This window comes from Enterobacter sp. KB-280D8, assembly GCF_041399405.1.
GTDB lineage: Bacteria > Pseudomonadota > Gammaproteobacteria > Enterobacterales > Enterobacteriaceae > Enterobacter > Enterobacter cloacae_N.
Map to the genome: position 1 here is coordinate 642,090 of NZ_JBGKEC010000001.1, position 20,492 is coordinate 662,581.

General features: G+C 55.1%; 23 protein-coding genes. 6 read left to right on the plus strand and 17 right to left on the minus strand.

Annotated features, from left to right (window positions below):
- Nucleotides 1-5 precede the first annotated feature (5 nt).
- From citF to AB8818_RS03125, 7 genes are all read right to left on the minus strand, one after another.
- Nucleotides 6-1,526 (minus strand): citrate lyase subunit alpha, encoded by a 1,521-nt coding sequence (citF, locus tag AB8818_RS03095; protein WP_192982143.1) that lies wholly within the window; start codon nt 1,524-1,526, stop codon nt 6-8.
- Nucleotides 1,527-1,556: 30 nt separating this feature from the next.
- A complete protein-coding gene (gene citE / locus AB8818_RS03100) occupies nt 1,557-2,432 on the minus strand; it encodes a citrate (pro-3S)-lyase subunit beta (RefSeq protein ID WP_116341116.1) in 876 nt (291 codons plus the stop codon).
- The gene (gene citD / locus AB8818_RS03105) at nt 2,432-2,722 is read right to left on the minus strand and encodes a citrate lyase acyl carrier protein (protein WP_163329545.1); all 291 of its coding nucleotides are present in this window, start codon (nt 2,720-2,722) and stop codon (nt 2,432-2,434) included. The genes citE and citD overlap by 1 nt, the downstream gene beginning before the upstream one ends.
- 24 nt (nt 2,723-2,746) lie before the next feature.
- Entirely contained in the window at nt 2,747-3,814 is a 1,068-nt protein-coding gene (gene citC / locus AB8818_RS03110; RefSeq protein ID WP_192982141.1) for a [citrate (pro-3S)-lyase] ligase, read from the minus strand.
- 18 nt (nt 3,815-3,832) lie between these two features.
- Complete coding sequence (locus tag AB8818_RS03115; RefSeq protein ID WP_192982139.1) at nt 3,833-4,696, minus strand: fumarylacetoacetate hydrolase family protein; 864 nt, start codon at nt 4,694-4,696, stop codon at nt 3,833-3,835.
- 70 nt (nt 4,697-4,766) lie between these two features.
- Entirely contained in the window at nt 4,767-6,011 is a 1,245-nt protein-coding gene (locus tag AB8818_RS03120; protein ID WP_192982137.1) for an MFS transporter, read from the minus strand.
- Nucleotides 6,012-6,086: 75 nt separating this feature from the next.
- Nucleotides 6,087-7,175 (minus strand): 4-oxalomesaconate tautomerase, encoded by a 1,089-nt coding sequence (locus AB8818_RS03125; RefSeq protein ID WP_166711303.1) that lies wholly within the window; start codon nt 7,173-7,175, stop codon nt 6,087-6,089.
- Between the two features lie 154 nt (nt 7,176-7,329).
- Between AB8818_RS03125 and AB8818_RS03130 the strand changes: the two genes are divergently transcribed.
- The 3 genes from AB8818_RS03130 to AB8818_RS03140 all read left to right on the plus strand — a co-directional run bounded on the left by AB8818_RS03130 (nt 7,330) and on the right by AB8818_RS03140 (nt 10,086).
- On the plus strand, nt 7,330-8,256 hold the full coding sequence (locus AB8818_RS03130; RefSeq protein WP_116339681.1) for a LysR family transcriptional regulator: 927 nt from the start codon (nt 7,330-7,332) through the stop codon (nt 8,254-8,256).
- Nucleotides 8,257-8,357: 101 nt separating this feature from the next.
- On the plus strand, nt 8,358-9,071 hold the full coding sequence (locus tag AB8818_RS03135) for an isochorismatase family protein (RefSeq protein ID WP_192982491.1): 714 nt from the start codon (nt 8,358-8,360) through the stop codon (nt 9,069-9,071).
- A 61-nt stretch (nt 9,072-9,132) separates the two neighbouring features.
- Complete coding sequence (locus tag AB8818_RS03140; protein ID WP_192982135.1) at nt 9,133-10,086, plus strand: GlxA family transcriptional regulator; 954 nt, start codon at nt 9,133-9,135, stop codon at nt 10,084-10,086.
- 8 nt (nt 10,087-10,094) lie between these two features.
- Here AB8818_RS03140 and nhoA read toward each other — a convergent pair whose 3' ends face one another.
- Entirely contained in the window at nt 10,095-10,931 is an 837-nt protein-coding gene (gene nhoA / locus AB8818_RS03145; RefSeq protein ID WP_192982132.1) for an N-hydroxyarylamine O-acetyltransferase, read from the minus strand.
- Nucleotides 10,932-11,039: 108 nt separating this feature from the next.
- Here nhoA and AB8818_RS03150 point away from each other — a divergent pair, with 108 nt between their 5' ends.
- Complete coding sequence (locus tag AB8818_RS03150) at nt 11,040-11,612, plus strand: flavin reductase family protein (protein WP_192982130.1); 573 nt, start codon at nt 11,040-11,042, stop codon at nt 11,610-11,612.
- A 212-nt stretch (nt 11,613-11,824) separates the two neighbouring features.
- On the opposite strand, the gene fusA is transcribed toward AB8818_RS03150, so the two are convergent.
- A complete protein-coding gene (gene fusA, locus AB8818_RS03155; protein ID WP_116339671.1) occupies nt 11,825-13,924 on the minus strand; it encodes an elongation factor G in 2,100 nt (699 codons plus the stop codon).
- A gap of 160 nt (nt 13,925-14,084) precedes the next feature.
- Here fusA and AB8818_RS03160 point away from each other — a divergent pair, with 160 nt between their 5' ends.
- A complete protein-coding gene (locus AB8818_RS03160) occupies nt 14,085-14,384 on the plus strand; it encodes a helix-turn-helix transcriptional regulator (RefSeq protein WP_192982127.1) in 300 nt (99 codons plus the stop codon).
- A 40-nt stretch (nt 14,385-14,424) separates the two neighbouring features.
- Here AB8818_RS03160 and AB8818_RS03165 read toward each other — a convergent pair whose 3' ends face one another.
- Nucleotides 14,425-14,661: a tautomerase family protein gene (locus AB8818_RS03165; RefSeq protein WP_192982125.1), complete on the minus strand. Its 237-nt coding sequence runs from the start codon at nt 14,659-14,661 to the stop codon at nt 14,425-14,427.
- 60 nt (nt 14,662-14,721) lie between these two features.
- On the opposite strand from AB8818_RS03165, the gene AB8818_RS03170 reads away from it, so the two are divergent.
- Nucleotides 14,722-15,183 carry a helix-turn-helix domain-containing protein gene (locus tag AB8818_RS03170; protein ID WP_192982122.1) on the plus strand — a complete coding sequence of 154 codons (462 nt, stop codon included), beginning with the start codon at nt 14,722-14,724 and terminating at the stop codon, nt 15,181-15,183.
- Between the two features lie 86 nt (nt 15,184-15,269).
- Here the strand turns inward: AB8818_RS03170 and AB8818_RS03175 are convergent, their stop codons facing one another.
- The 7 genes from AB8818_RS03175 to AB8818_RS03205 all read right to left on the minus strand — a co-directional run bounded on the left by AB8818_RS03175 (nt 15,270) and on the right by AB8818_RS03205 (nt 20,489).
- Entirely contained in the window at nt 15,270-16,271 is a 1,002-nt protein-coding gene (locus tag AB8818_RS03175; protein WP_116339663.1) for a Kdo(2)-lipid IV(A) acyltransferase, read from the minus strand.
- A 191-nt stretch (nt 16,272-16,462) separates the two neighbouring features.
- On the minus strand, nt 16,463-16,693 hold the full coding sequence (pptA, locus tag AB8818_RS03180) for a tautomerase PptA (RefSeq protein ID WP_063956516.1): 231 nt from the start codon (nt 16,691-16,693) through the stop codon (nt 16,463-16,465).
- A 37-nt stretch (nt 16,694-16,730) separates the two neighbouring features.
- On the minus strand, nt 16,731-17,348 hold the full coding sequence (locus tag AB8818_RS03185) for a glutathione S-transferase family protein (protein ID WP_192982120.1): 618 nt from the start codon (nt 17,346-17,348) through the stop codon (nt 16,731-16,733).
- A 41-nt stretch (nt 17,349-17,389) separates the two neighbouring features.
- Nucleotides 17,390-18,277, minus strand: a complete 888-nt coding sequence (locus tag AB8818_RS03190; RefSeq protein ID WP_192982117.1) for an ABC transporter substrate-binding protein — start codon at nt 18,275-18,277, stop codon at nt 17,390-17,392.
- Between the two features lie 9 nt (nt 18,278-18,286).
- A complete protein-coding gene (locus AB8818_RS03195) occupies nt 18,287-19,060 on the minus strand; it encodes an amino acid ABC transporter ATP-binding protein (protein ID WP_163329568.1) in 774 nt (257 codons plus the stop codon).
- Entirely contained in the window at nt 19,044-19,970 is a 927-nt protein-coding gene (locus tag AB8818_RS03200) for an amino acid ABC transporter permease (protein ID WP_116339655.1), read from the minus strand. The genes AB8818_RS03195 and AB8818_RS03200 overlap by 17 nt, the downstream gene beginning before the upstream one ends.
- A 9-nt stretch (nt 19,971-19,979) precedes the next feature.
- Nucleotides 19,980-20,489 (minus strand): GNAT family N-acetyltransferase, encoded by a 510-nt coding sequence (locus AB8818_RS03205; RefSeq protein WP_192982115.1) that lies wholly within the window; start codon nt 20,487-20,489, stop codon nt 19,980-19,982.
- Between the last annotated feature and the right edge of the window lie 3 nt (nt 20,490-20,492).

The following is a 20,492-nucleotide window of genomic DNA, read 5'->3' on the forward strand; positions in this document are numbered from 1 at the left end:
GGGAATTACTCCTTAACCTGGCGAACCACATCAATCACGCTGCCGTCGCGGTAGCGCACCACGCCCACGATCCGGTCAGTAAATTCGACAGGCTTAGGCTCACCCGAGATGAGCAGCGCTTTGTGGTACAGCGCATCGATATCGACAACGGCCAGCCCGGCGTTAATCAGACGTTCGCGGATCTCCGGACGCGCCGGGTTAACGGCAATACCGTGATCGGTAACCAAAACGTCAATGCTTTCGCCCGGCGTCACCAGGGTGGTGACCTGCCTGACAACGGTAGGAATTCGGCTGCGGATCAGCGGGGCAACTACAATGGTGAGATTGGCCGCCGCGGCGACGTCGCAATGCCCGCCCGACGCGCCGCGCATCACGCCGTCAGAACCGGTCAGCACGTTGACGTTGAACTGCGTGTCCACCTCCAGCGCGCTGAGGATGACCACGTCTACCCTGTCGCAGCAGGCAGCTTTTGCAGCCGGGTTCGCATAGACGTTGGTGGAAATTTCCACATGGTCGGGATTGACGGTCATGGAAGCGGCCGCAGCACCATCAAAGCTTTGCGTATCGAGGATCTTTTCAATAAGCCCTTTTTGATGCAGATCGACAATGCTGCCGGTAATCCCGCCGAGCGCAAAACGGGCGACAATATTGTGTTTGCGCATACGGGTTTCCATAAACCGCGTACAGGCGGTAGACGCCGCACCTGAACCGGTCTGAATGGAAAAGCCGTTGCGGAAATAGCCTGAATGTTCAATAACGTCGGCGGCAGAACGGGCAATCATCAGCTCACGTGGATTACTGGTGACCCTGGCGGCGCCTACGCTGATTTTTGCCGGGTCGCCGACGCTCTCAATCTGCACCACATAGTCAACCCGATCCTGAACGATACTGGCCGGCAGGTTGGGGAACGGCTTCAGGGTTTCAGTAAGCAAGACCACCTTTTTGGCATATTGCGCGTCGACCATGGCGTAACCGAGCGAGCCGCACTGCGATGCGCCGCCGTTGCCGCTGGCATTGCCATATTCATCGCAGCAGGACACCGCCAGAAAGGCGACATCAATGGCAATTTCACCCTTTTGAATCAGATTCACCCGCCCGCCGTGGGAGTGGATCTGTACCGGCTCGTCCATCAGCCCGTGTGAAATCGCATCCGCCAGCTCGCCACGCATGCCGGAGGTATAGATTTTGCCAATCACGCCACTGCGAATGTGTTCAATAAGCGGCGCATTGCACGACATCAATGAACTGGAGGCGAGTGTGATCCCTTTCAGACCGCGCTGAGCCAGCTTATCCATCACGTAGTTAATGACCTTATCGCCCTCGCGGAACGCGTGATGAAAGGATACGGTCATGCCGTCATGCAGATCGCAGCGGGCCAGCACGTCGTCCACACTGGCAAAAAGCTTGCGGTGAGACTTTTGCTGAGGATCAGCAAGATAAGGCGTCGTCGCGTTGGCGCCGCTGAAGGCGACGTACTCACGGCGAGAGCCAGGAATGTGGTGCAGGGTTTCAGTGAGACTTTTCATTATTCATCCTGTCGCTTGCTGTTAAAGGGATTACTGACGAATGCCCGAGGCATTTTTGCGCTCGATAACGACGCGGGCATGGTTGATGATTGGCGCATCGATCATTTTTCCGTTCAGCGAAATCACCCCCAGTCCGTTGCGTTCTCCCTCTTCTGCGGCAGCAATCACGCGCTGGGCGTAATCCACTTCTTCCTGCGTGGGCGCGTAGGCGTTGTGAAGAATTTCAATTTGTCGCGGATTAATCAGCGATTTTCCGTTGAAGCCCATCCTGCGGATGAGATCCACTTCTTTCAGGAAACCGACCTCATCATTCACGTCGGCGTAAACCACGTCAAAAGCGTCGATCCCTGCCCCGCGCGCGGCATGCAGTACGGCACAGCGGGCATAGAACAGTTCGGTCCCATCGCCCCGCTCAGTTTGCATATCCATCACGTAGTCAAAGGCGGCGAGCGCAATCCCCATTAAACGGTCGGAGGATTTCGCAATGGCGACAGCATTAATGACGCCGACGGCGGATTCGATTGCCGCCATTAATTTCGTTGAGCCAACAGGACGCCCGCAGCTTTCTTCAATGCGGACGATTTCACGTTCGAGCTGATAAATATCTTCCGGAGTATCGGTTTTCGGCAGACGAATAACGTCCACCCCTGCCCTGACGGCGGCTTCCAGATCCTTTAAGCCAAAAGGGGTATTCAGCGGGTTAATTCTGACAACGGTTTCAATATCGTTGTACATCGGGTGTTGCAGGGCGTGAAATACCAAAAGACGCGCGCTGTCTTTTTCTTTCAGCGCAACGGCATCTTCCAGGTCAAACATAATTGAGTCTGGTTTATAGATAAATGCCGTCGACAGCATAGCGGCACTTGAACCGGGAATAAATAACATACTGCGGCGTAGCTTTTTCATCATAACGTTTCCCATGCAATGTCTTCCCGGGCTGCACCTCTGAGCAGAGCAGCCTGCACGCGGGCGCGGATCACGCAATCCAGCGCGCCTTTATCATCAATAACGACAAGCCCCTGCTCGATGTTGAACGCGGCCAGGGTTTCATTGACAACCTCAGTAATTCGGTCGCCAAATTGCTTATACACTTCGCTCTGGATGACCACATCCAGCCCGCTCTCGACGGGACTGACCTTAACCATCAGGTCGCTGGACTCCAGCGTTCCCGCCATCGCGGCTTGCACAATTTTCATATTCTTATTCCTGTGATAATGCGCTTAAACCGCTGCCGTCAGCGGCTCGGATAAACAGGGCTGATGCAGCGATCCGTTATTCAGAAACGCGCGCGTGGTGGCAGGCACCATGCGGCTGGCGGCAGCAATGTTGTTTTCTTTTAATAAACGACGAACGGCTGAAGCCGATACCGGCACATTATTACCGTCCGTTCTTCTTGCTATTTCGTGTACGCTAATACAGGCCGCCGCGCTCGTCTCTTCTTCCAGCCAGCGGTGCATCGCCCGGTTATATTCGGCGGTTAACGGACAAAACGGCTCGGTACCCACAAAACGATGATTAATATTCAACGCGGGGGCGATGTAATTTCTGAACAGCAGGAGATCAATGGCCGCGTAGGTTTTATCGATGATCTGCTTATCTTTCAGGAAATAGCCCGGGAAAGTGCCGCGCGAAATAATATATGCCGACCCCGGATGAACGGTGACGTTTGGCAGGTGCCGCGACCCATCCCTGACCATCGCGAACCGTTCTTTAAACGAAAATGCGGAGATATCTTCCTGGACCACGAAAACATGTAACGCGTCGCACCGGCTTGCCGCATGTTCAATTAGATATTGATGGCCGAGGGTGAACGGATTGGCGTTCATCACAATGGCGCCGATATTTTTCCCCGGCATGAAATGAAGGCGGCGCAGCTGGCTGCAATAACGATGAATACCTACCGGCGTATTCTCCATTAATGACGCACGGTTCTCGACCGTCACCAGCGGATAAAACCCGCATCCGCGAAACGATTTCACGTTATCCGGACAGGTAAAAAGAAAGAGCTGATGTTCACCGTTTTGTTCCGCCTGAAGCTCGGCCTCATGAATTAACGTCAGGCTTAACGACGTGCCCCGCCACGCGGGATCCACCGCGATGCACTTCAGCGTGTTACCCGCAATGCCGGTACAGGCAACAAGATGGCGTTGATAGCGCGCAACAATAAATTGCTCAATATCATCATCAATGCCTAAACCGTTGCGGGCCAGGAAGCGGACAACCTCTTCCCGGGACTGGGCGTTACCGGCGTGAATAACCTCAAACTCGGGTGTTCTGTCGGTGTACATCTTCTCTCTCCTGAGCGTTTAGACAGCTAACGCTTGTGGCTGCGGTTGAGCTTCCACAATGGTATTGACCAGTCGGCCAATGTTTTCGATCTCCACTTCAACGCGATCGCCGTCGTGCATAAACAGAGGCGGGTTACGCTTTTTGCCGACCCCGCCCGGCGAACCGGTAATAATGACGTCGCCGGCGCTGAGGGAGGTGAACGTGCTGATGTAGGCGATAAGATCCGCCACTTTGTGGATCATGCTGCCGGTGGAGTCATTCTGGACCAGCATGCCGTTCAGCCAGGTGTGAATAGTCAACGCGTGAGGATCGGGGATCTCGTCCGCCGTGGTCATATACGGGCCGAAGGCGCCGGTTTGCGTCCAGTTTTTACCGGCGGTGAACCAGGCGTGCTGCCAGTCGCGAACGGAGCCGTCCATATAGCAGCTGTATCCCGCGACATAGCTGAGCGCGTTATTGACGTCAATCCGGCTGCCGGGTTTACCGACGATCACGGCCAGCTCGCCTTCGTAATCGAACTCGCTGGAGAGAACCGGTTTTATCACCGGCCGCGTATGCCCGGTTTGCGAATCAGGAAAACGGATAAACAGCGTGGGGGCATTATTCGTCTCAGCAAACTCTTTTCTTTTTTCAGCGTAATTCATCCCCACGCAGAAAATCTTTCCGGGCTCTTCTATAACGGGCAAAAAGATGATTTCTTCAGGACTAATATCCACCGGGCAATCGAGATACTGTCTGGCGACGTCTAACGCGTCCCACTGAAGAAGGTCTTTCAATGTCGCATATTGATGGCCAATTTTATTACCCAAATCGATAAAGCCGGATGGCGTATAAATTCCGTAGCTTTTACGGCCCTGATGAATATAGCTTGCTAATTTCATGATAATACCCGATTGATATACGTGTTCTTTCTGTGTTCACGCCCCAGGGCGTGAACACATTGCCTGCTTTTTATTCTGCGGACTGGGCGGGTACCAGTACCGGTTTATTACCGGATGCCAGATACGTCGCCACCACGACGCCAACCCCAAGCAATGCCAGAATAAATCCAGTCATCCCCTGCCAGCCCATCGAATGGAAAACAAAACCGTTAATAAAACCAATAACCGAACCGCCCATGTAGTAGAAGAATAAATAGAGCGCGACGGCCTGGCCTCTTGCATGCGTTGCGTTTTTACTGACCCAGCTTAAACCGATAGAGTGGCAGCCGAAGAAACAGCCGGTAAAAATCACGGCGCCAACGATAAAGGTCACCACATTCGACGTGAGTGTCAGCAGCATGCCGAGCGCCATGATCAGGAACAACACGCGCAAGACTTTCATAGCGCCATATTTCGCCGATAAGCGACCTGCCTGCGGAGCCGTAAAGAAGCTCAGGGCGAAGCTAAAGGAGAGCAGACCCGCGTTTGCCGGTGAAATATGGAACGGCTCGCCTTTCAGGAAGAAGGCCAGATAGTTATAAAGTGAGGTAAATGCGCCGAAAATTATGAAGCTGATAACAAATGCCAGCGCCAGATTTTTGTTTTTGAAATGCGATGCCGCCCCTTTTACCATGCGCATCACGTTCAGACTCTGCGTAGGCGTGAAGTTCTTCGATTCTGGCAGCAGGAACTTCACCAGAATGGCAACTGCAATCAGACTGACCGCAAACCCGTAAAAGATGACATTGATGGAAACGTGATCGATAAGCTGGCTGGCAACAATACGCCCGGACATGCCGCCCATCGAGTTACCGAAGACAAAATAGCCCGTCACGATGCCAGCCGCCACCGGGGCGACCTCTTCACTGATGTAGGCGGTGGCCGCCGCCGCGATGCCGCTCAGCGCCAGACCAATCACCGCACGCAGCGCCACCAGCATCGCCCAGGATTCCACCAGCGGGCAGAGCAGCGTCAGAATGCCGCCCAACAGGAGGGAGACGATAATTAACCGCTTCCTGCCATAGTGGTCGGATAACGTTCCGGTAAACAGCAGCCCAATTGCCAGCAATGCCGTTTCTGCGGATAAGATAATACTCACCTGGCTGACCGGAACATTATATTCCACAGCAAGCGTCGGGAGCAGTGGCTGAATAAAAAACAACGAAGCAAGTTCCGCAAGCCCGGATAATGCCAGCGCCAGAATCACGCGAATATGCGCGCTGGCTTTTACCGGATCGGGAGCTTTCGGGGTATTGTTAGCATGCGTTAACGCCATAATAACCTCAGTATTATAGTTAAGGTACAGAATGTAATTGTTTAAGGTAGATATATTTCTTAGTCTGGCTTTTACCTAATCAACTTCAGAGAGCATTTTTTCAGGCACGCAGACAACACCCTCAAATAGCTTACGGGAAGTGCGAATTACCGCGGCTCGGGTGTTTTCGATATTATTCCCGTCCCTCAGTAATGATACGGATATTTTTCCACTTGGGTGTTCAATATCAATAATATTGGTAAAGCGCTCTTTTGGTCGATCGGCGACAATTTTAGCGGCGACGGAGCCTTCAATAAGCGTCGCGGTCGAAATTCCAATCGAGCCGGTAATGGCCAGTGATTTATGGCAGGTGTGTGGCATGAAATACCGCACCTGAAGCGTTCCACCATTACGCGCCCGGCTCAGGAGAACCGGTTTAGGGATCACTTTATTTGCCACGTCCCCTAAACCCATCGCCTCGCCCGCCTGACGACGCAGGTTTTCCAGTCTTGCTTTAAACGCCGTATCGGCATCCAGTTCCGCGGGTGACTCCCCTCCTGTTTTCCCAAGGGCCGATGCCTCTATCAATACCATCGGCATTGCCATATCAATACAGGTAACCTCAATACCGTCGAATACGTTTATGACGCTGTCCGTCGGCAGCAATTTCCCTGTTTTTGAGCCCGCAGAATTCAGGAAGGTTAAGCCAACGGGTGCGGCCGTACCCGGAACACCATCAATCTGGGTATCACCTTCATACTCGACCCGATAATCAGGCGTTTGCACTTCTGCGTCGACCAGCGTTCCGGTATTGAGATTGCGTATCCGTACAGTCGTCACCGGGCTTTGCGCCTTCACCAGCCCTTTTTCAATGGCAAAGGGGCCCACGGCACAGAGCATATTGCCGCAGTTTGGCGTGGTATCGACGCGACGCTCGTTCACCATCACCTGTGCGAATAAGTAATCCACATCAGCATCCGGACTGTCGGATGGACTGACGATCGCCACCTTACTGGTTTGCGGGCTTCCACCGCCAATGCCGTCAATTTCGAGTTCGTGGCCTGCGCCCATCAGGCTGAGTAAAACCGCGTCACGCGCTTCAGTTTCCGCAGGCAGATCGCTGGCCAGAATGACCGGGCCTTTTGAGGTGCCGCCACGCATTAATACGCAAGGGATCTTTAACATGTCTTTTTCTCATTTCGCGTTTATCAGGAACGCAATAAGGTTTTCACACTCCTGTTGATAACTCTAATGTCAAAAAAAGCAGGATTAATACGCTTTGCGTATTAATAGCCATTACGATACTGTGGGTATAGGAAAGTCATAATCAGGTGCGGATATGCAGCATGAATTACAGGGAATACAAGCGTTTGTAAAAATTGCAGAAATCGGATGTTTTACAAAAGCGTCGCAATTTCTTCATATTTCACAACCGGCTTTAACACGAAGAATTCAGAAACTGGAAGAGAGCCTGGGAACCACGCTGTTTGAACGGTCCACACGCAGCGTCAAGCTCACAACCGTGGGAAGGGAGTTTTTACCTAAGGCTAAGAATTTAATAGATTTTTATGAAAGCGCGATCCTGAGTATTAAAGAGATGGCGACGCATCAGGCAGGGGTTATTACCGTTTCCTGTATCCCAACTGCCGCGTTCTATTTTCTGCCTTCAGTGATACGAGATTATAACAATGACTATCCAAACATCCGTATCCGTATACTTGAGCACAGTGCCAGCGATTGTCTCGAAGCGGTGTTAAATGGCGACGCAGATTTCGGCATAAATATGATAAACGTCACACATCCCAATATAGATTTTGCGCCGCTGGTGAATGAACCCTTTGTTCTGGCATGCCGACGAGACAATGAGCTGGCGAAGAAACCATTGGTGACATGGGACGATCTGGCAGGCATGAAGCTAATTGGCGTAAGGCGCTCCAGTGGGAACCGTTCGCTTATCGATCAGGCGTTCGAGAAAATGGCCTGGAAACCGAACTGGTTTTATGAAGTGCGTCATCTGTCAACGTCACTGGGGATGGTAGAAGCGGGTCTTGGCGTGTCTGTCGTTCCCAGCCTGGCGATGCCGACCGACGAACATCATGTTCTTGTCAGCCGTCCGCTGATTGAACCCGTCATACGGCGTACGCTGGGGCTGGTCCAACGCCGTGAAACGCCGCTAAGCCCGGCTGCGGAAAAATTCAGAGAGATGCTTGTTCAACTTTGGTCTGGTGAAAACAACAGCCCCTGGATCAGCAAATTTACTCAGTAATTTGGCCCAAAAGTATCGTTATTGGTTCTCCAGGTGACTCATACCGTTAGCGACAGTGCGAAATAATGGCTCCCGAACACAACACAGAAGGAGTTCGCGTGATGAAACCATTTTTTCGTACAGCATTACTGATCGGCATGATGAGCACTTTTTCCACTTATGCTAGCGAGCAGGAAACAACCGACAGGAATAGCAAAACCATTCGTGCAATGACAGGCGCAACGGCGACTTCGTCTTTATCCGCCTCACAAACTGCGTTAATCGTGGTGGATATCCAAAACGAATATTACGCAGGTAAAGATTTTCGTGGTCAGATGGTGATCCCTGATGGTGATAAGGTACTGAAGAATAGTCAAAAGCTGGTTAGCTATGCCCACCAAAAGGGGATGCCGGTCTACTTCGTTCGTCATATGGGGCCGAAAGACAGTCCACTGTTTGCCGAGGGATCCATCTATGCGCAGTTCCATAAAGATCTGCAGCCTTCTGCGCAAGACGCCATTATCACCAAAGCGACCCCGAGCTCTTTTGTTGGCACCGATCTGGATGCGCAATTAAAGAAAAAAGGGATTAAAAAGGTGATTGTGATTGGCCTGATGACGCATATGTGCATTTCGTCCACCGCGCGTGACGCTGTACCGCTGGGTTACAGCGTGATTATTCCTGACGATGCAACAGCAACACGCGATCTGGATGACGGTCAGGGTGGCGTGGTGGATCACAAAACGCTTCAGCGGGCGGCATTAGCCGGTGTGGCCGATGTATTTGCTGAGGTAATGACCACCAAAGACGTTATGGCACTGCCGGTCACAAAATAAGACCGGGCTTGCTCCCTGTCACCAGCCAGGCTTCTATACTGGCTGGCACATGGAGGCTTTTATGACGCTTAAAATTGGTATTGTGGTATTTGATGGCATCATCCCTTTTCACCTCTCGGTGCCCTATGCCGTATTTGAGAAAGCGCTAACGCCACAAGGCGAGCCCCTTTGTCAGTTGGTCGTTTGCGCCACTACGCCCGGCGCACTTAAAACCAATGCCGGATTCTCTATCGTTGTCGAACGTGGGCTTGATGAGCTGGCCGGAATGGATATGGTGATCGTCCCAAGCTGGGACAGTCCCGAGCATGCCCCGGCCCCCGATCTCCTGCAGGCCCTGCAAAAAGCACATGCCGCGGGTTCGCGTATTGTGGGTTTGTGTATGGGCGCGTTTGTGGTTGCCGCCGCCGGGTTACTGGAACATCGCCCTGCTACGACGCACTGGCGATGGGCGGCTGATTTTCAGCGCCTTTATCCCTCCGTGCAGATGAATAAAGACGTTCTTTATATCGATAATGGTGACGTTGTCACTTCTGCGGGCACGGCGGCCAGTATCGACTGTTGCCTGCATCTGGTGCGTCAGGCCTGGGGTGCGGAAGTGGCAAATAGCGTAGCGCGGTTGCTGGTGGTACCGCCCCATCGCCAGGGTGGACAACGTCAATACGTAGAACTGCCGGTTCAGAACACGCGTCGTGGAGATAACTTTACCGACGCGCTAGCCTGGGCGACGGAAAACCTCCAGCTTGCGCTCACGCTGGACTGCGTGGCGGAAAAGGCCTGCATGAGCCGTCGCAGCTTTACCCGGCGTTTTCAGCAAACCACCGGTGAGAGTTTTTCGCGCTGGCTGCTCAACCAGCGCATTATCGTCGCACAGCGCTATCTCGAAAAAACCGACCAGCCTGTGGATGACATTGCCGAGCGTGTCGGTTTTCCCTCAACAACGTCCTTGCGCCGTCACTTTCATAAGCTGCTTAATACCTCGCCATCTCGCTATCGGCGCGAGTTTCGCGGCCGATAGCGAGGAGGCTATTTCCCCTGAGTTTCAAACCCTGCCATCACCGCCGTCAACTCCGCCAGTGAAAAACCGTGCTTCGGATCGTCAACGCCCAGCCCGAAGCGCTCCTGCATCAGCTGATACAGCGCCCCGGCATCCGGTAAATGGATCTGCTCCTCCACGTGACCGTTCTGCCAGTGGGTGAAGTTGAAGTTGGTCAGCGTCAGCTTGCCGCCGTCCGGCAGATGGCGACACATCAACAGATGATGACGGAAATGGGACTGCGGCCAGTACGCCGACCAGAAGTTCCCCATCACGTAATCGCTGAAATATTGCGTCGTCAGGTCAAAATGGTACATCGACTGCCAGTGTTCGTGGTGGCGGAACTGCAGCACCCAGTCGTTGCCCTCGCTCAGCAGACGGTACAGCCCGTGCGGGGTCTCCTGCTCCTCGTTGGCAAGCAGACGAATCGGCGCCGTCAGCGTCTGTCCGCCAAACCCCACGTCGGCAATCCAGCGCTCGCCATTCAGCTCGACCAGCAGCAGGCGATGCGTGCGCGGCGGCATTTGCGGCGGATTTGCCAGCACGACCCGACCCAGCACGCTGCGCACGGTAAACCCGACTTCACGCAAAACGCGCTCAAAAAGACCGTTTTGCTCAAAGCAATATCCCCCGCGTCGCGCCGTCACCAGCTTGTCCACCAGACATTGATCTTCAAGATGGATTTCGCGCGGCAGAACAACATCAATATTCTCAAAAGGGATCGCACAGTTGTGGTGTAAATGCAGCGCGCGCAGGGTATCGATATCCACCCGTGTCGGTTGCGCCCAGCCGATGCGGGCGAAATAGGCGGTCAGAAATGGGGACATACATCAGTTTCCTTTGATTGTGATGTTCTGTTTATAAACTAATTTTACGCAGTCACTTTGATTTACGTGCTTTTTCGTCATACTCATCAAAGTAAATAAGGAGCCTCTATGAATCACTTTCGCCCTGTTGAATTACGTCATGCCAGCCGTCTGCTGAACCACGGCCCGACTGTGCTTATCACCAGCCGTGATGACACCCTCGGCAGACGCAACGTGATGGCCGCCGCATGGTCAATGCCCGTTGAGTTTGAACCGCCGCGCATCGCGATAGTCGTGGATAAAAGCACCTGGTCACGCGAGCTGATCGAGCGCAGCGGAAAGTTTGGCATCGTCATCCCCGGCGTGGCGGCGGCCAACTGGACATATGCGGTCGGTAGCGTCAGCGGGCGCGATGAAGACAAATTCAACTGCTACGGGATCCCGGTCGTTAACGGTCCTGAACTTGGCCTGCCGGTGATTGAAGAGAAATGCCTGGCGTGGATGGAGTGCCGGTTGCTACCCGTCACTTCCGCGGCAGAAAAATACGATACGCTGTTTGGCGAAGTGGTTTCCGCGGCGGCCGATGACCGCGCGTTTGTCGCCGGTCGCTGGCAGTTTGACGGGGATAAGCTGAATACACTGCATCATCTGGGCGCGGGGACATTTGTGGCGAGCGGGAAAATAGTCAAGGCACTGGATTGAGAAACTCTCCCACAGGGCTTAGGAATCCCCAGTAATTTGCACGTTCACAGGCCATGCCGTTACAGAGTAGCAAGGAACATAAAGTGAACGGAATGACCACCAGAGCCGTATGTTCCCCCTCACCCCAGCCCTCTCCCTCAAGGGAGAGGGGGTCGTCTGTGCAGCATTATTTTGTGGGGATCCCTCAGCCCGACAGGGAGAGGGTGAGCTTATTACTTCGCACGCCGTGAAATAATCTCATCCGCAACATTCCGCGGTGCTTCCGCAAAATGATGGAACTCCATCGTATACGTCGCGCGCCCCTGGGACATCGAGCGCAGCGTGGTGGCGTAACCAAACATCTCCGCCAGCGGTACGTCAGCGCGAATAATCTGGCTTCCGTACTGCTCCGCCATCCCCTGCACCATGCCGCGGCGGGAAGAGAGATCGCCCATGATGTTACCGGCGTACTCTTCCGGCGTTTCCACCTCCACGTGCATGATCGGCTCAAGGATAACCGGATCCGCTTTCCGAGCGCCCTCCTTGAAGCCGAGGATCGCCGCCATGCGGAACGCCATCTCCGAGGAGTCGACGTCGTGGTACGAGCCAAACGTCAGCGTCGCTTTGACGTCGACAACCGGATAGCCCGCCAACACGCCGCTGTTCATCGCCTCCCGCAGCCCTTTCTCAACGGACGGGATATACTCGCGCGGCACCACGCCGCCCTTGGTGGCATCTTCAAATTTAAAGCCACTTCCGGGCTCCAGCGGCTCCAGGCTCAGGACCACATGGCCGTACTGCCCTTTACCACCGGACTGCCGGACAAATTTGCCTTCGATATCCTTCACCGCCTTGCGCAGGGTTTCGCGGTACGTCACCTGCGGACGACCAATATTCGCCTCGACGCCAAACTCACGCTTCATGCGGTCGACGATGATCTCAAGGTGTAGCTCGCCCATCCCGGAGATAATCGTCTGACCGGACTCTTCGTCAGTGTGCAGGCGAAACGACGGATCTTCCGCCGCCAGACGCTGCAGCGCGATCCCCATTTTCTCCTGATCGCCCTTGGTTTTCGGCTCGATCGCCAGCGAGATAACCGGGTCCGGGAACTCCATGCGCTCAAGCGTGATGACGGCGTTCGGATCGGTGAGCGTATCACCGGTGGTCACGTCCTTCAGCCCAACGCATGCTGCGATATCGCCCGCGCGCAGTTCGTCCACCTCATGGCGATCGTTGGCATGCATCAGCACGATACGACCGATGCGCTCTTTCTTCCCTTTCACCGGGTTATACACCGCGTCGCCTTTGCGCAGCACGCCAGAATACACGCGGATAAAGGTCAGCTGCCCGACGTACGGGTCGCTCATCAGCTTGAACGCCAGGGCCGAGAACGGCTCATCATCGCTCGGGTGACGCTCCGCGTGCTGCCCTTTTTCATCCACACCGTCAATGGCAGGCACGTCCAGCGGCGACGGCATCAGCTCAATCACCGCATCGAGCATGCGCTGTACGCCTTTATTCTTGAATGCGCTGCCGCACAGCATCGGCTGGATTTCGCCCGAGATAGTGCGAATACGCAGTCCCCTGATGATTTCCGCTTCGTCGAGATCGCCCGTCTCCAGGTATTTGTCCATCAGATCGTCGCTGGCTTCCGCCGCCGCAGAGACCATTTTCTCCCGCCATTCTCTGGCGGTGCTGACTAAATCATCCGGCACGGGCGCATAGGTAAATACCATGCCCTGCGTCGCATCGTCCCACAGAATGGTGCGCATCTTGATGAGGTCCACCACGCCTGTGAAATGGTCTTCGGCACCCACCGGGATGACAATCGGCACCGGATTGGCCTTCAGGCGTTCCTGCATCATCCGCACGACGCGGAAGAAATCGGCACCCGGACGGTCCATTTTGTTGACGAAGGCCAGTCGCGGAACGTGATATTTATTGGCCTGACGCCAGACGGTTTCCGACTGCGGCTGCACGCCGCCCACGGAGTCATACACCATCACGGCACCGTCGAGCACGCGCATAGAACGCTCCACTTCAATGGTGAAGTCCACGTGTCCCGGGGTGTCGATGATGTTAATCCGGTGCGGTTCAAACCCTCTGTCCATACCCGGCCAGAAGCAGCTGACCGCCGCGGAGGTAATCGTGATCCCGCGCTCCTGCTCCTGCGCCATCCAGTCAGTGGTTGCCGCGCCATCGTGTACTTCACCCAGCTTGTGGCTCATCCCGGTATAAAACAGGATGCGCTCAGTGGTGGTGGTTTTACCGGCATCGATATGCGCGGAGATACCGATGTTGCGATAACGTTCGAGAGGGATGGGTCGGGGCATGATATTTCCTTAAGTCTCATGACTTGTCTGTGACGACCGGGATGGTCGTGCATTCGTTCGTTTGCTATAATAGTCCTATTGTACGAGTATTATCGAACTATTTTTTAACGGTTGACCTATTGTTGATATAGCTCAATCTGACGCCAAACGCAGGAAAACGATGATCCCAAACCACCCTGAAACTGAACAAATACTGCTGGAAAATGTGCTGTTTGCCCTCGGCAACCCGCTCCGGCTGTCGATTATCCGCCGGCTGGCCGATGGCATTGAACTCAGCTGTAACGCGCTGCGCCCGGACGACGTGGTGAAGTCCACGATGACCCATCACTGGCGCGTTCTACGCGACAGCGGGGTCATCTGGCAGCGTCCGCAGGGACGAGAAAATATGATTTCATTGCGAAGAGAGGATCTGGATGCCCGCTTTCCGGGGCTGATGGACATCCTTTTACGTGCTCATTAAACCTCTTATCGCCGGGAGGGATATGTGCCTCCCGAACGTATCAGGACGACTGCGTCGACGCGAATTTGTTCGCAATCATTTCAGCAGTAGGCTGTAATCCCCCCAGGCTCCATTGCTCCGGCTCGTGTTCATCAATACGGATCCAGACCGAATTCCGGAATGCCGGATCCCCTTTCCCCTCGATTTCCACCATTAAGTCCGTCATTCGGCGCAGCAATTCACTTTTTTGCTCGGCGTTCATGATCCCTTTAATCGTTTGTACATTCACAAATGGCATTGTATTCTCCCTATAATTAAGGTCTAAAAATCATACTCAGATTAGAAAGGAAAACACCCTGTGTCAAAAGATAAATCATTGCCTTATCTCTCACCCGAACTGTGCGGGCTCGCAGAAGGGGCAAAAATCATTGGCGATCAATGGATTTTGCTGATTTTGAGGGAGGCTTTTTACGGCATCACTCGCTTCGAGACCATGCGCAACCATACCGGCATCACTAAGCAGACGTTAGCAACGCGCTTAAAGTTGATGACGGAGCTGGGGTTGCTTTCCCGAAGACCTTACCGGGAAGAAGGATCACGGGAACGGTATGAATACCAGCTTACCGACAAAAGCCGCGCTCTTGCCCCGGTGCTGCTATCTCTGATGGAGTGGGGACACCTGCATGTTTTACACACCGCACCGCATATCACGCTGGTTGATAAAGCGAGTGGTGAACCGGTGCGCATTGGCTATGTGAATACGCAGGGCCATGAGGTCATGCGAAGCCAGGTTCAGATTGTGCCGTCAACAGAGGGGTAAGCCGGGCAGTGTGCCCCCTGCTTCCCCTGTCAGGTTACCTAATCCAAACCCTCAGCAGCGTGGCGCTCAGCGCAAACGGCACGCTTTTAGTGCTGAACGCCCGAGCGGTCAGAAAAATCGCTGGCGGAGAGAAGATCGCTCCGTGTTGCCGTCTGTTTCTGGCGGGCATACCGGTCAGGTACGCCTTCAGGACGCGTTTTGAAGCGACGGTGCAGCCACATATATTGTTCAGGTGCCATCCGCACGGCGCGCTCAATCGCCCTGTTCATCTGCGTCGCCACGGCGACTTTGTCGCTGCCCTGTAACGCCTCGCTGATATCCTCCAGAATAATCAGCTCGTATCCTGTACCGTCCGCCCTGCGGCGCGGCACGAATGGAATCACGGCAGGTTTCGCGCTTTTGACCAGCATATAGCTTCCAGCGGTCGTGGCGGCATCCGGAACCGCAAAAAACGGCGCAAACACGCTATTGGCTTTGCCATAGTCATGATCCGGGGCGTACCACAAAATCTCATTCTGTTTCAGCGAGCGGATCATGCCCTTTAAATCATGGCGATCGAGCATGGTTTTATTGGCGCGCAGACGCCCGCGCGTCTGTAGCCAGTCCAGGAGCGCATTATTGTTAGGGCGATACACCCCAATACCGGGGTTGAGCATGCCAAATATCCGCGCGCCCAGCTCAAGCGTCAGAAAATGCATCCCGACCAGCACCACGCCCTTTCCCTGCGCCCTGGCTTTTTCCATGTGCTCGTAACCCGTCACGGTAAAGCATTTCCGCACCCGCCATGCAGGCCAGAACCACGCCATGCCGGTTTCGATTACCCCCATCCCAACGGATTCAAAATTACGCTGCAGCAAAGATTCACGCTCTTCTGCTTTCATCTGCGGAAAGCAAAGCTCCAGGTTTCTGCGGGCAATCTCGACGCGGCGAGGAAGTAAGCGCATCGCCAGCCGACCAAGGCCATGACCGATTCTGAACAGTAGCGGATAAGGGAGCAGCATGATGAGCCACAGCGCGGCGATGCCTGTCCAGCTTAGCCAGTATCGAGGGTGGAAAAAGGCAGGTGAAAACCGGGGTAATTTTGTCATGAGAAAATTATCCTTTAACGTTGCTGTCCTTAATTGATTCTGTTGGCGATCTTTCCTAAGGATTTATTAAATGTCAGTCAGAAACGTTAAGTGTAACGGATCGGATAAAACTCACTTTTATCGTTTTTTGCGAAATGAGGGTCTGAGAGTCAGGAGAAACCGGGTAAGACGACGCTACCCGGCCCCAAAAATTACATTGAATACCCAGGCTTCTTAATTAACTCGTCCAGCTTCGGTCCTATTTCGGTATCCCAGACCTGGGCTTTCCAGTCTTCCTGGTTCACCTGGTTCAACGCCACCGATACCGAACTGTCTTTGCTGTTGAAATGGCGAATAATCACCTCGGCGATATCTGCCGCCAGCGCGTTTTTTTGCTCGTCGTTAAGATCGCGGGGAAAACATTTGATATCTACGTGTGGCATATGCAGGCTTCCTGTTATGTGTGAGCCTTCCACGTTATCAGATTATGTTGTTGGCCTTTAACACCTTGTGCAGTTCCGGCAGTTGACACACCGTATCCGCAATCGCCGTAAACCTGGGCGTGTTTGCCGCAAACCAGTCATGCCGAGGCCCCCAGGTGCGCGCCACCGCAATATATACGTCCAGCAGCGTCAGCCGTTCCCCCAGTGCAAACGGGGCAGCCTTAAGCTGGCTTTCAAACCACAAGTAGAGGGATTTCCGGTATTCGATGCAGTTTTTCTGCAGCTGTTCCGGCGCATCCGGCACCCAGCGTTCGGGATAGTCTGCATACGTAAACGTGGGATAGACGTTGGCCACAAACCAGATGAGCAGACGCTGAAACTGCTGACGCTCGGCCAGCCCCACGGGTGGAGCAAGATCGGGACATCTGTCGAGCACCATCAGGGCAATTGCCGCGGTTTCGGTCATGATGGCGCCATTTTCCAGCGCCAGCGTTGGCACCTGACACAGCGGGTTGAGCTTTTGCAGCAGCTCGCGCTGCGGGCCGGGCTGGTCAAACCCGTCCACGTTCACAAACTGATAAGGGATATCAGCCAGGGTGAGCATCGCTTCACCGATCGCCGAGCCCCAGCCGGGTACGCCATAGAGTTTAATCATGTTGCCCCCTGCGGGATGAAAACCCTAAGTGTAGAGCACCATTAGTAGGTTATCCCAGGCGGGTTGACCTCCGACTGCGTCACCGCTTCCCCCTGTTCGCCCCAGCGCGCCAGCACCTTCTGGTAATCTCCCCGCTTAATCGCGCCGTCAAGCGCGGCCTGCAGCGCGTACACCAGCTCATTACCTTTTTTGGTGGTGGTCGCAACATAGGCTTTTTTTGGCCCTAAACCGACCACGCGGGTTTTGCCCGTAAGCGCTGCTTTGTAAGCTGAAACCGACTGAGGGCCAAAGAACACATCCGCCCTGCCGGACTGGATATAGAGATTGCCCGAGGCATCGTCGTGGAGATAAACCGGCAGCGCGGGCGTCCGCCCCGCCTTTTTGTTCTCTTCGTTCCAGCCCAGCAGAATGCGCTCCTGATTCGTGCCGGAGCCGACAATCACCGTTTTCCCGGCCAGATCTTCCGCGCTTTTGATTGACTGGATCTCGCTTGTGGATTTCACCGAAAACGCCAGAGAATCGACGCGGTAGGTCGCAAAATCAAACTTCTCTTTACGCTGCTCGGTCACCGCAATGTTCACCAGCGCCACGTCGTATCGCCCGGAGGCAATCCCCAGCGGCCAGTCTTCCCACGCCGTCGGCACCAGCTTCAGCTTTAGCCCCAGGCTACCCGCCAGCAGGCGGGCCATATCCGGATCGCTGCCGATGCGCGTACGGTTATCGCTGGCCAGCAGCGCCAGCGGCGGAGAATTCAGCATCGAGATGGCGACCGTCAGCGTACCCGGCTCAACGAATTTGTAATTGGCGGGGATCTTCGCCACGGCCTGCGGATCCACCGTCACCGGCAGCGGCTGCTCGTTGGCTTTCAGATCAATGCTGGCGTGGCTCGCCGTTGTGAAGATCAGCCCCGCCAGAAGCCCATATTTCATTGGCACTCCTTATAAGACTTTCGAGAGGAACTGGCGCGTTCGCGGGTGCGATGGGCGGTTCAACACCTCGTCGCTGCTCCCCTGCTCAACGATTTTCCCGTCAACCATAAACACCACCTGATCCGCCACTTCACGGGCAAAGCCGATCTCATGGGTGACCACCACCAGCGTGGTGCCGGAACGGGCGAGCTTTTTGATCACGTCCAGCACTTCGCCGACCAGTTCAGGGTCGAGCGCCGAGGTGGGCTCGTCAAACAGCATCACGCGGGGACGCAGCGCCAGCGCGCGGGCAATGGCGATACGCTGCTGCTGACCGCCGGAAAGATGGCGTGACCAGGCATCGGCTTTATCCCGCAGCCCAACCACGTCCAGCAGGCTGTACGCCCTTTCCACCGCCTCTTTTTTGCCGAGCTTTTTATGCGCGATGGGCGCCTCTATCAGGTTTTCCAGCACCGTAAGATGCGGGAAGAGATTGAAGTTCTGGAACACGTAGCCCACGTTGACGCGCTGCCTGAGGATCTCCTTCTCCTTCAGCTCATAAAGCTTATCGCCCTGACGACGGTAGCCGATGTAATCCCCGTCTATCTGGATAAAGCCTTCGTCGACGCGCTCCAGGTGGTTAATAGTACGCAGCAGCGTCGATTTGCCCGACCCGGACGGCCCGAGGATCACCGTTACTGACCCGGGAGGGATCTCAAGCGAAACGTTGTCGAGCGCCTTATGGCGGCCAAAAAACTTGCTGACGCCGGTGATCGAGATATGTCCTTCAGGAGAGGCTTGCATGGACGGGCTCCTGTGCTGGCGTGGTGGTCACGGAACGGGCGCGGCGGGTGTCGCGGTTCTGATTCACGGCGGAGCGGCGTTCGCTGCGTGCCAGACCGCGCTCGACAACATACTGAATTGCGGACAAGACGGTGGTAATGACCAGGTACCAGGCAGCCCCGACCATCAGCAGCGGGATCACCTCCTGCGTGCGGTTGTAGATCATCTGGATGGTATAGAACAGCTCCGGCATCGCCAGGACGTACACCATCGCCGTGCCCTTGGCGAGGCTGATGATTTCATTGAATCCCGACGGCAGGATTGTGCGCAGCGCCTGAGGCAAAATGATCCGCACCGTGCGGCGCCAGGCCGGGAGACCCAGCGCGGCGGCGGCTTCATACTGGCCGTGATCGACCCCGAGGAATCCACCGCGAATGATCTCGGCGGTATAGGCGCTCTGCACCAGCGTCAGCCCCACCACGGCGGTGGAGAACTGCCCCAGCACGTTAATGGTCTCAAAGCTGCCCCAGGTGATGCCGGTGAACGGCACGCCGAGAGAGAGCGTGTCGTAGAGATAGGAAAAGTTGTACAGGATGATCAGCACCACGATCAGCGGCAGCGAGCGAAACAGCCAGATGTAGGCCCACGCCAGGCTGCTCAACAGCCATGACGAGGACAGTCTCGCCAGAGCCAGCATGCCGCCAATCACCACGCTCAGCGCGGTGCCGATCAGCGTCAGGAGCAGGGTCTGCCCTACGCCTTCGAGGATCACCGGGTCAAAGAACCAGCGGGCGAACACCGCCCACTCCCAGCGCGGGTTAAAGGCCACGGACTGAATCACGACGGCCAGGACAAACAGCGCCACCGCGGCGCCGACGGCCCGCAGCGGATAACGCGCCGGGACCACCTTAATGGTTTCAACGTTGCTCATCGTCGTTCCTCATGCGGTTTTACTGAACGCTTCGCGTACCAGCGTTTTAGTGAAGCGCAGCCGACCGTCAAAGGGCGGCTGGCTGTACTCTTCCGGATCCCGGTTCAGATCGAACTGCGGCTGATAGCCCTGGCTAAGATAAAGCCTGACCGCTTCCGGCTGGCGAAAACCGGTTGTCAGATAGATCTGGCTGTACCCTGCCAGCACCGCCCTGCGCTCCAGCTCCTGCACCACGCGCCCGGCAAGCCCCTGCTGACGCAGGGTTTTGTCCGTCCAGATGCGTTTGATTTCCGCGGTGCGTTCGTCGAAGGGCTTGTACGCGCCGGTGGCGATAATCTTCCCTTCGCGCTCCAGGACGATAAACAGCCCCTGCGGCGCTAAGTACCACTCGGTGAGTTCCACTTCCGCGTCTTTAGAGAAGTAGTCCCCGTAGCGGGCGGCATATTCACCGAACAGCCCCTCAATGATGGGCTGAAGCTCAGCATCTTCCGGCGACACGTCACGAAATCGTTCACTCATAGC

Bases quoted from the DNA above. Each gene is read 5' to 3' on its own strand.
- AB8818_RS03115 (WP_192982139.1), bottom strand. From the start codon at position 4,696: ATGAAATTAGCAAGCTATATTCATCAGGGCCGTAAAAGCTACGGAATT.
- AB8818_RS03185 (WP_192982120.1), bottom strand. From the start codon at position 17,348: ATGATTAAACTCTATGGCGTACCCGGCTGGGGCTCGGCGATCGGTGAA.
- AB8818_RS03200 (WP_116339655.1), bottom strand. From the start codon at position 19,970: ATGAGCAACGTTGAAACCATTAAGGTGGTCCCGGCGCGTTATCCGCTG.
- citC (WP_192982141.1), bottom strand. From the start codon at position 3,814: ATGTACACCGACAGAACACCCGAGTTTGAGGTTATTCACGCCGGTAAC.
- fusA (WP_116339671.1), bottom strand. From the start codon at position 13,924: ATGCCCCGACCCATCCCTCTCGAACGTTATCGCAACATCGGTATCTCC.
- AB8818_RS03130 (WP_116339681.1), top strand. From the start codon at position 7,330: ATGCAGCATGAATTACAGGGAATACAAGCGTTTGTAAAAATTGCAGAA.
- AB8818_RS03135 (WP_192982491.1), top strand. From the start codon at position 8,358: ATGAAACCATTTTTTCGTACAGCATTACTGATCGGCATGATGAGCACT.
- AB8818_RS03190 (WP_192982117.1), bottom strand. From the start codon at position 18,277: ATGAAATATGGGCTTCTGGCGGGGCTGATCTTCACAACGGCGAGCCAC.
- AB8818_RS03125 (WP_166711303.1), bottom strand. From the start codon at position 7,175: ATGTTAAAGATCCCTTGCGTATTAATGCGTGGCGGCACCTCAAAAGGC.
- nhoA (WP_192982132.1), bottom strand. From the start codon at position 10,931: ATGTCCCCATTTCTGACCGCCTATTTCGCCCGCATCGGCTGGGCGCAA.
- AB8818_RS03140 (WP_192982135.1), top strand. From the start codon at position 9,133: ATGACGCTTAAAATTGGTATTGTGGTATTTGATGGCATCATCCCTTTT.
- AB8818_RS03150 (WP_192982130.1), top strand. From the start codon at position 11,040: ATGAATCACTTTCGCCCTGTTGAATTACGTCATGCCAGCCGTCTGCTG.
- AB8818_RS03160 (WP_192982127.1), top strand. From the start codon at position 14,085: ATGATCCCAAACCACCCTGAAACTGAACAAATACTGCTGGAAAATGTG.
- citF (WP_192982143.1), bottom strand. From the start codon at position 1,526: ATGAAAAGTCTCACTGAAACCCTGCACCACATTCCTGGCTCTCGCCGT.
- citE (WP_116341116.1), bottom strand. From the start codon at position 2,432: ATGAAAAAGCTACGCCGCAGTATGTTATTTATTCCCGGTTCAAGTGCC.
- AB8818_RS03205 (WP_192982115.1), bottom strand. From the start codon at position 20,489: ATGAGTGAACGATTTCGTGACGTGTCGCCGGAAGATGCTGAGCTTCAG.
- pptA (WP_063956516.1), bottom strand. From the start codon at position 16,693: ATGCCACACGTAGATATCAAATGTTTTCCCCGCGATCTTAACGACGAG.
- citD (WP_163329545.1), bottom strand. From the start codon at position 2,722: ATGAAAATTGTGCAAGCCGCGATGGCGGGAACGCTGGAGTCCAGCGAC.
- AB8818_RS03120 (WP_192982137.1), bottom strand. From the start codon at position 6,011: ATGGCGTTAACGCATGCTAACAATACCCCGAAAGCTCCCGATCCGGTA.
- AB8818_RS03165 (WP_192982125.1), bottom strand. From the start codon at position 14,661: ATGCCATTTGTGAATGTACAAACGATTAAAGGGATCATGAACGCCGAG.
- AB8818_RS03195 (WP_163329568.1), bottom strand. From the start codon at position 19,060: ATGCAAGCCTCTCCTGAAGGACATATCTCGATCACCGGCGTCAGCAAG.
- AB8818_RS03175 (WP_116339663.1), bottom strand. From the start codon at position 16,271: ATGACAAAATTACCCCGGTTTTCACCTGCCTTTTTCCACCCTCGATAC.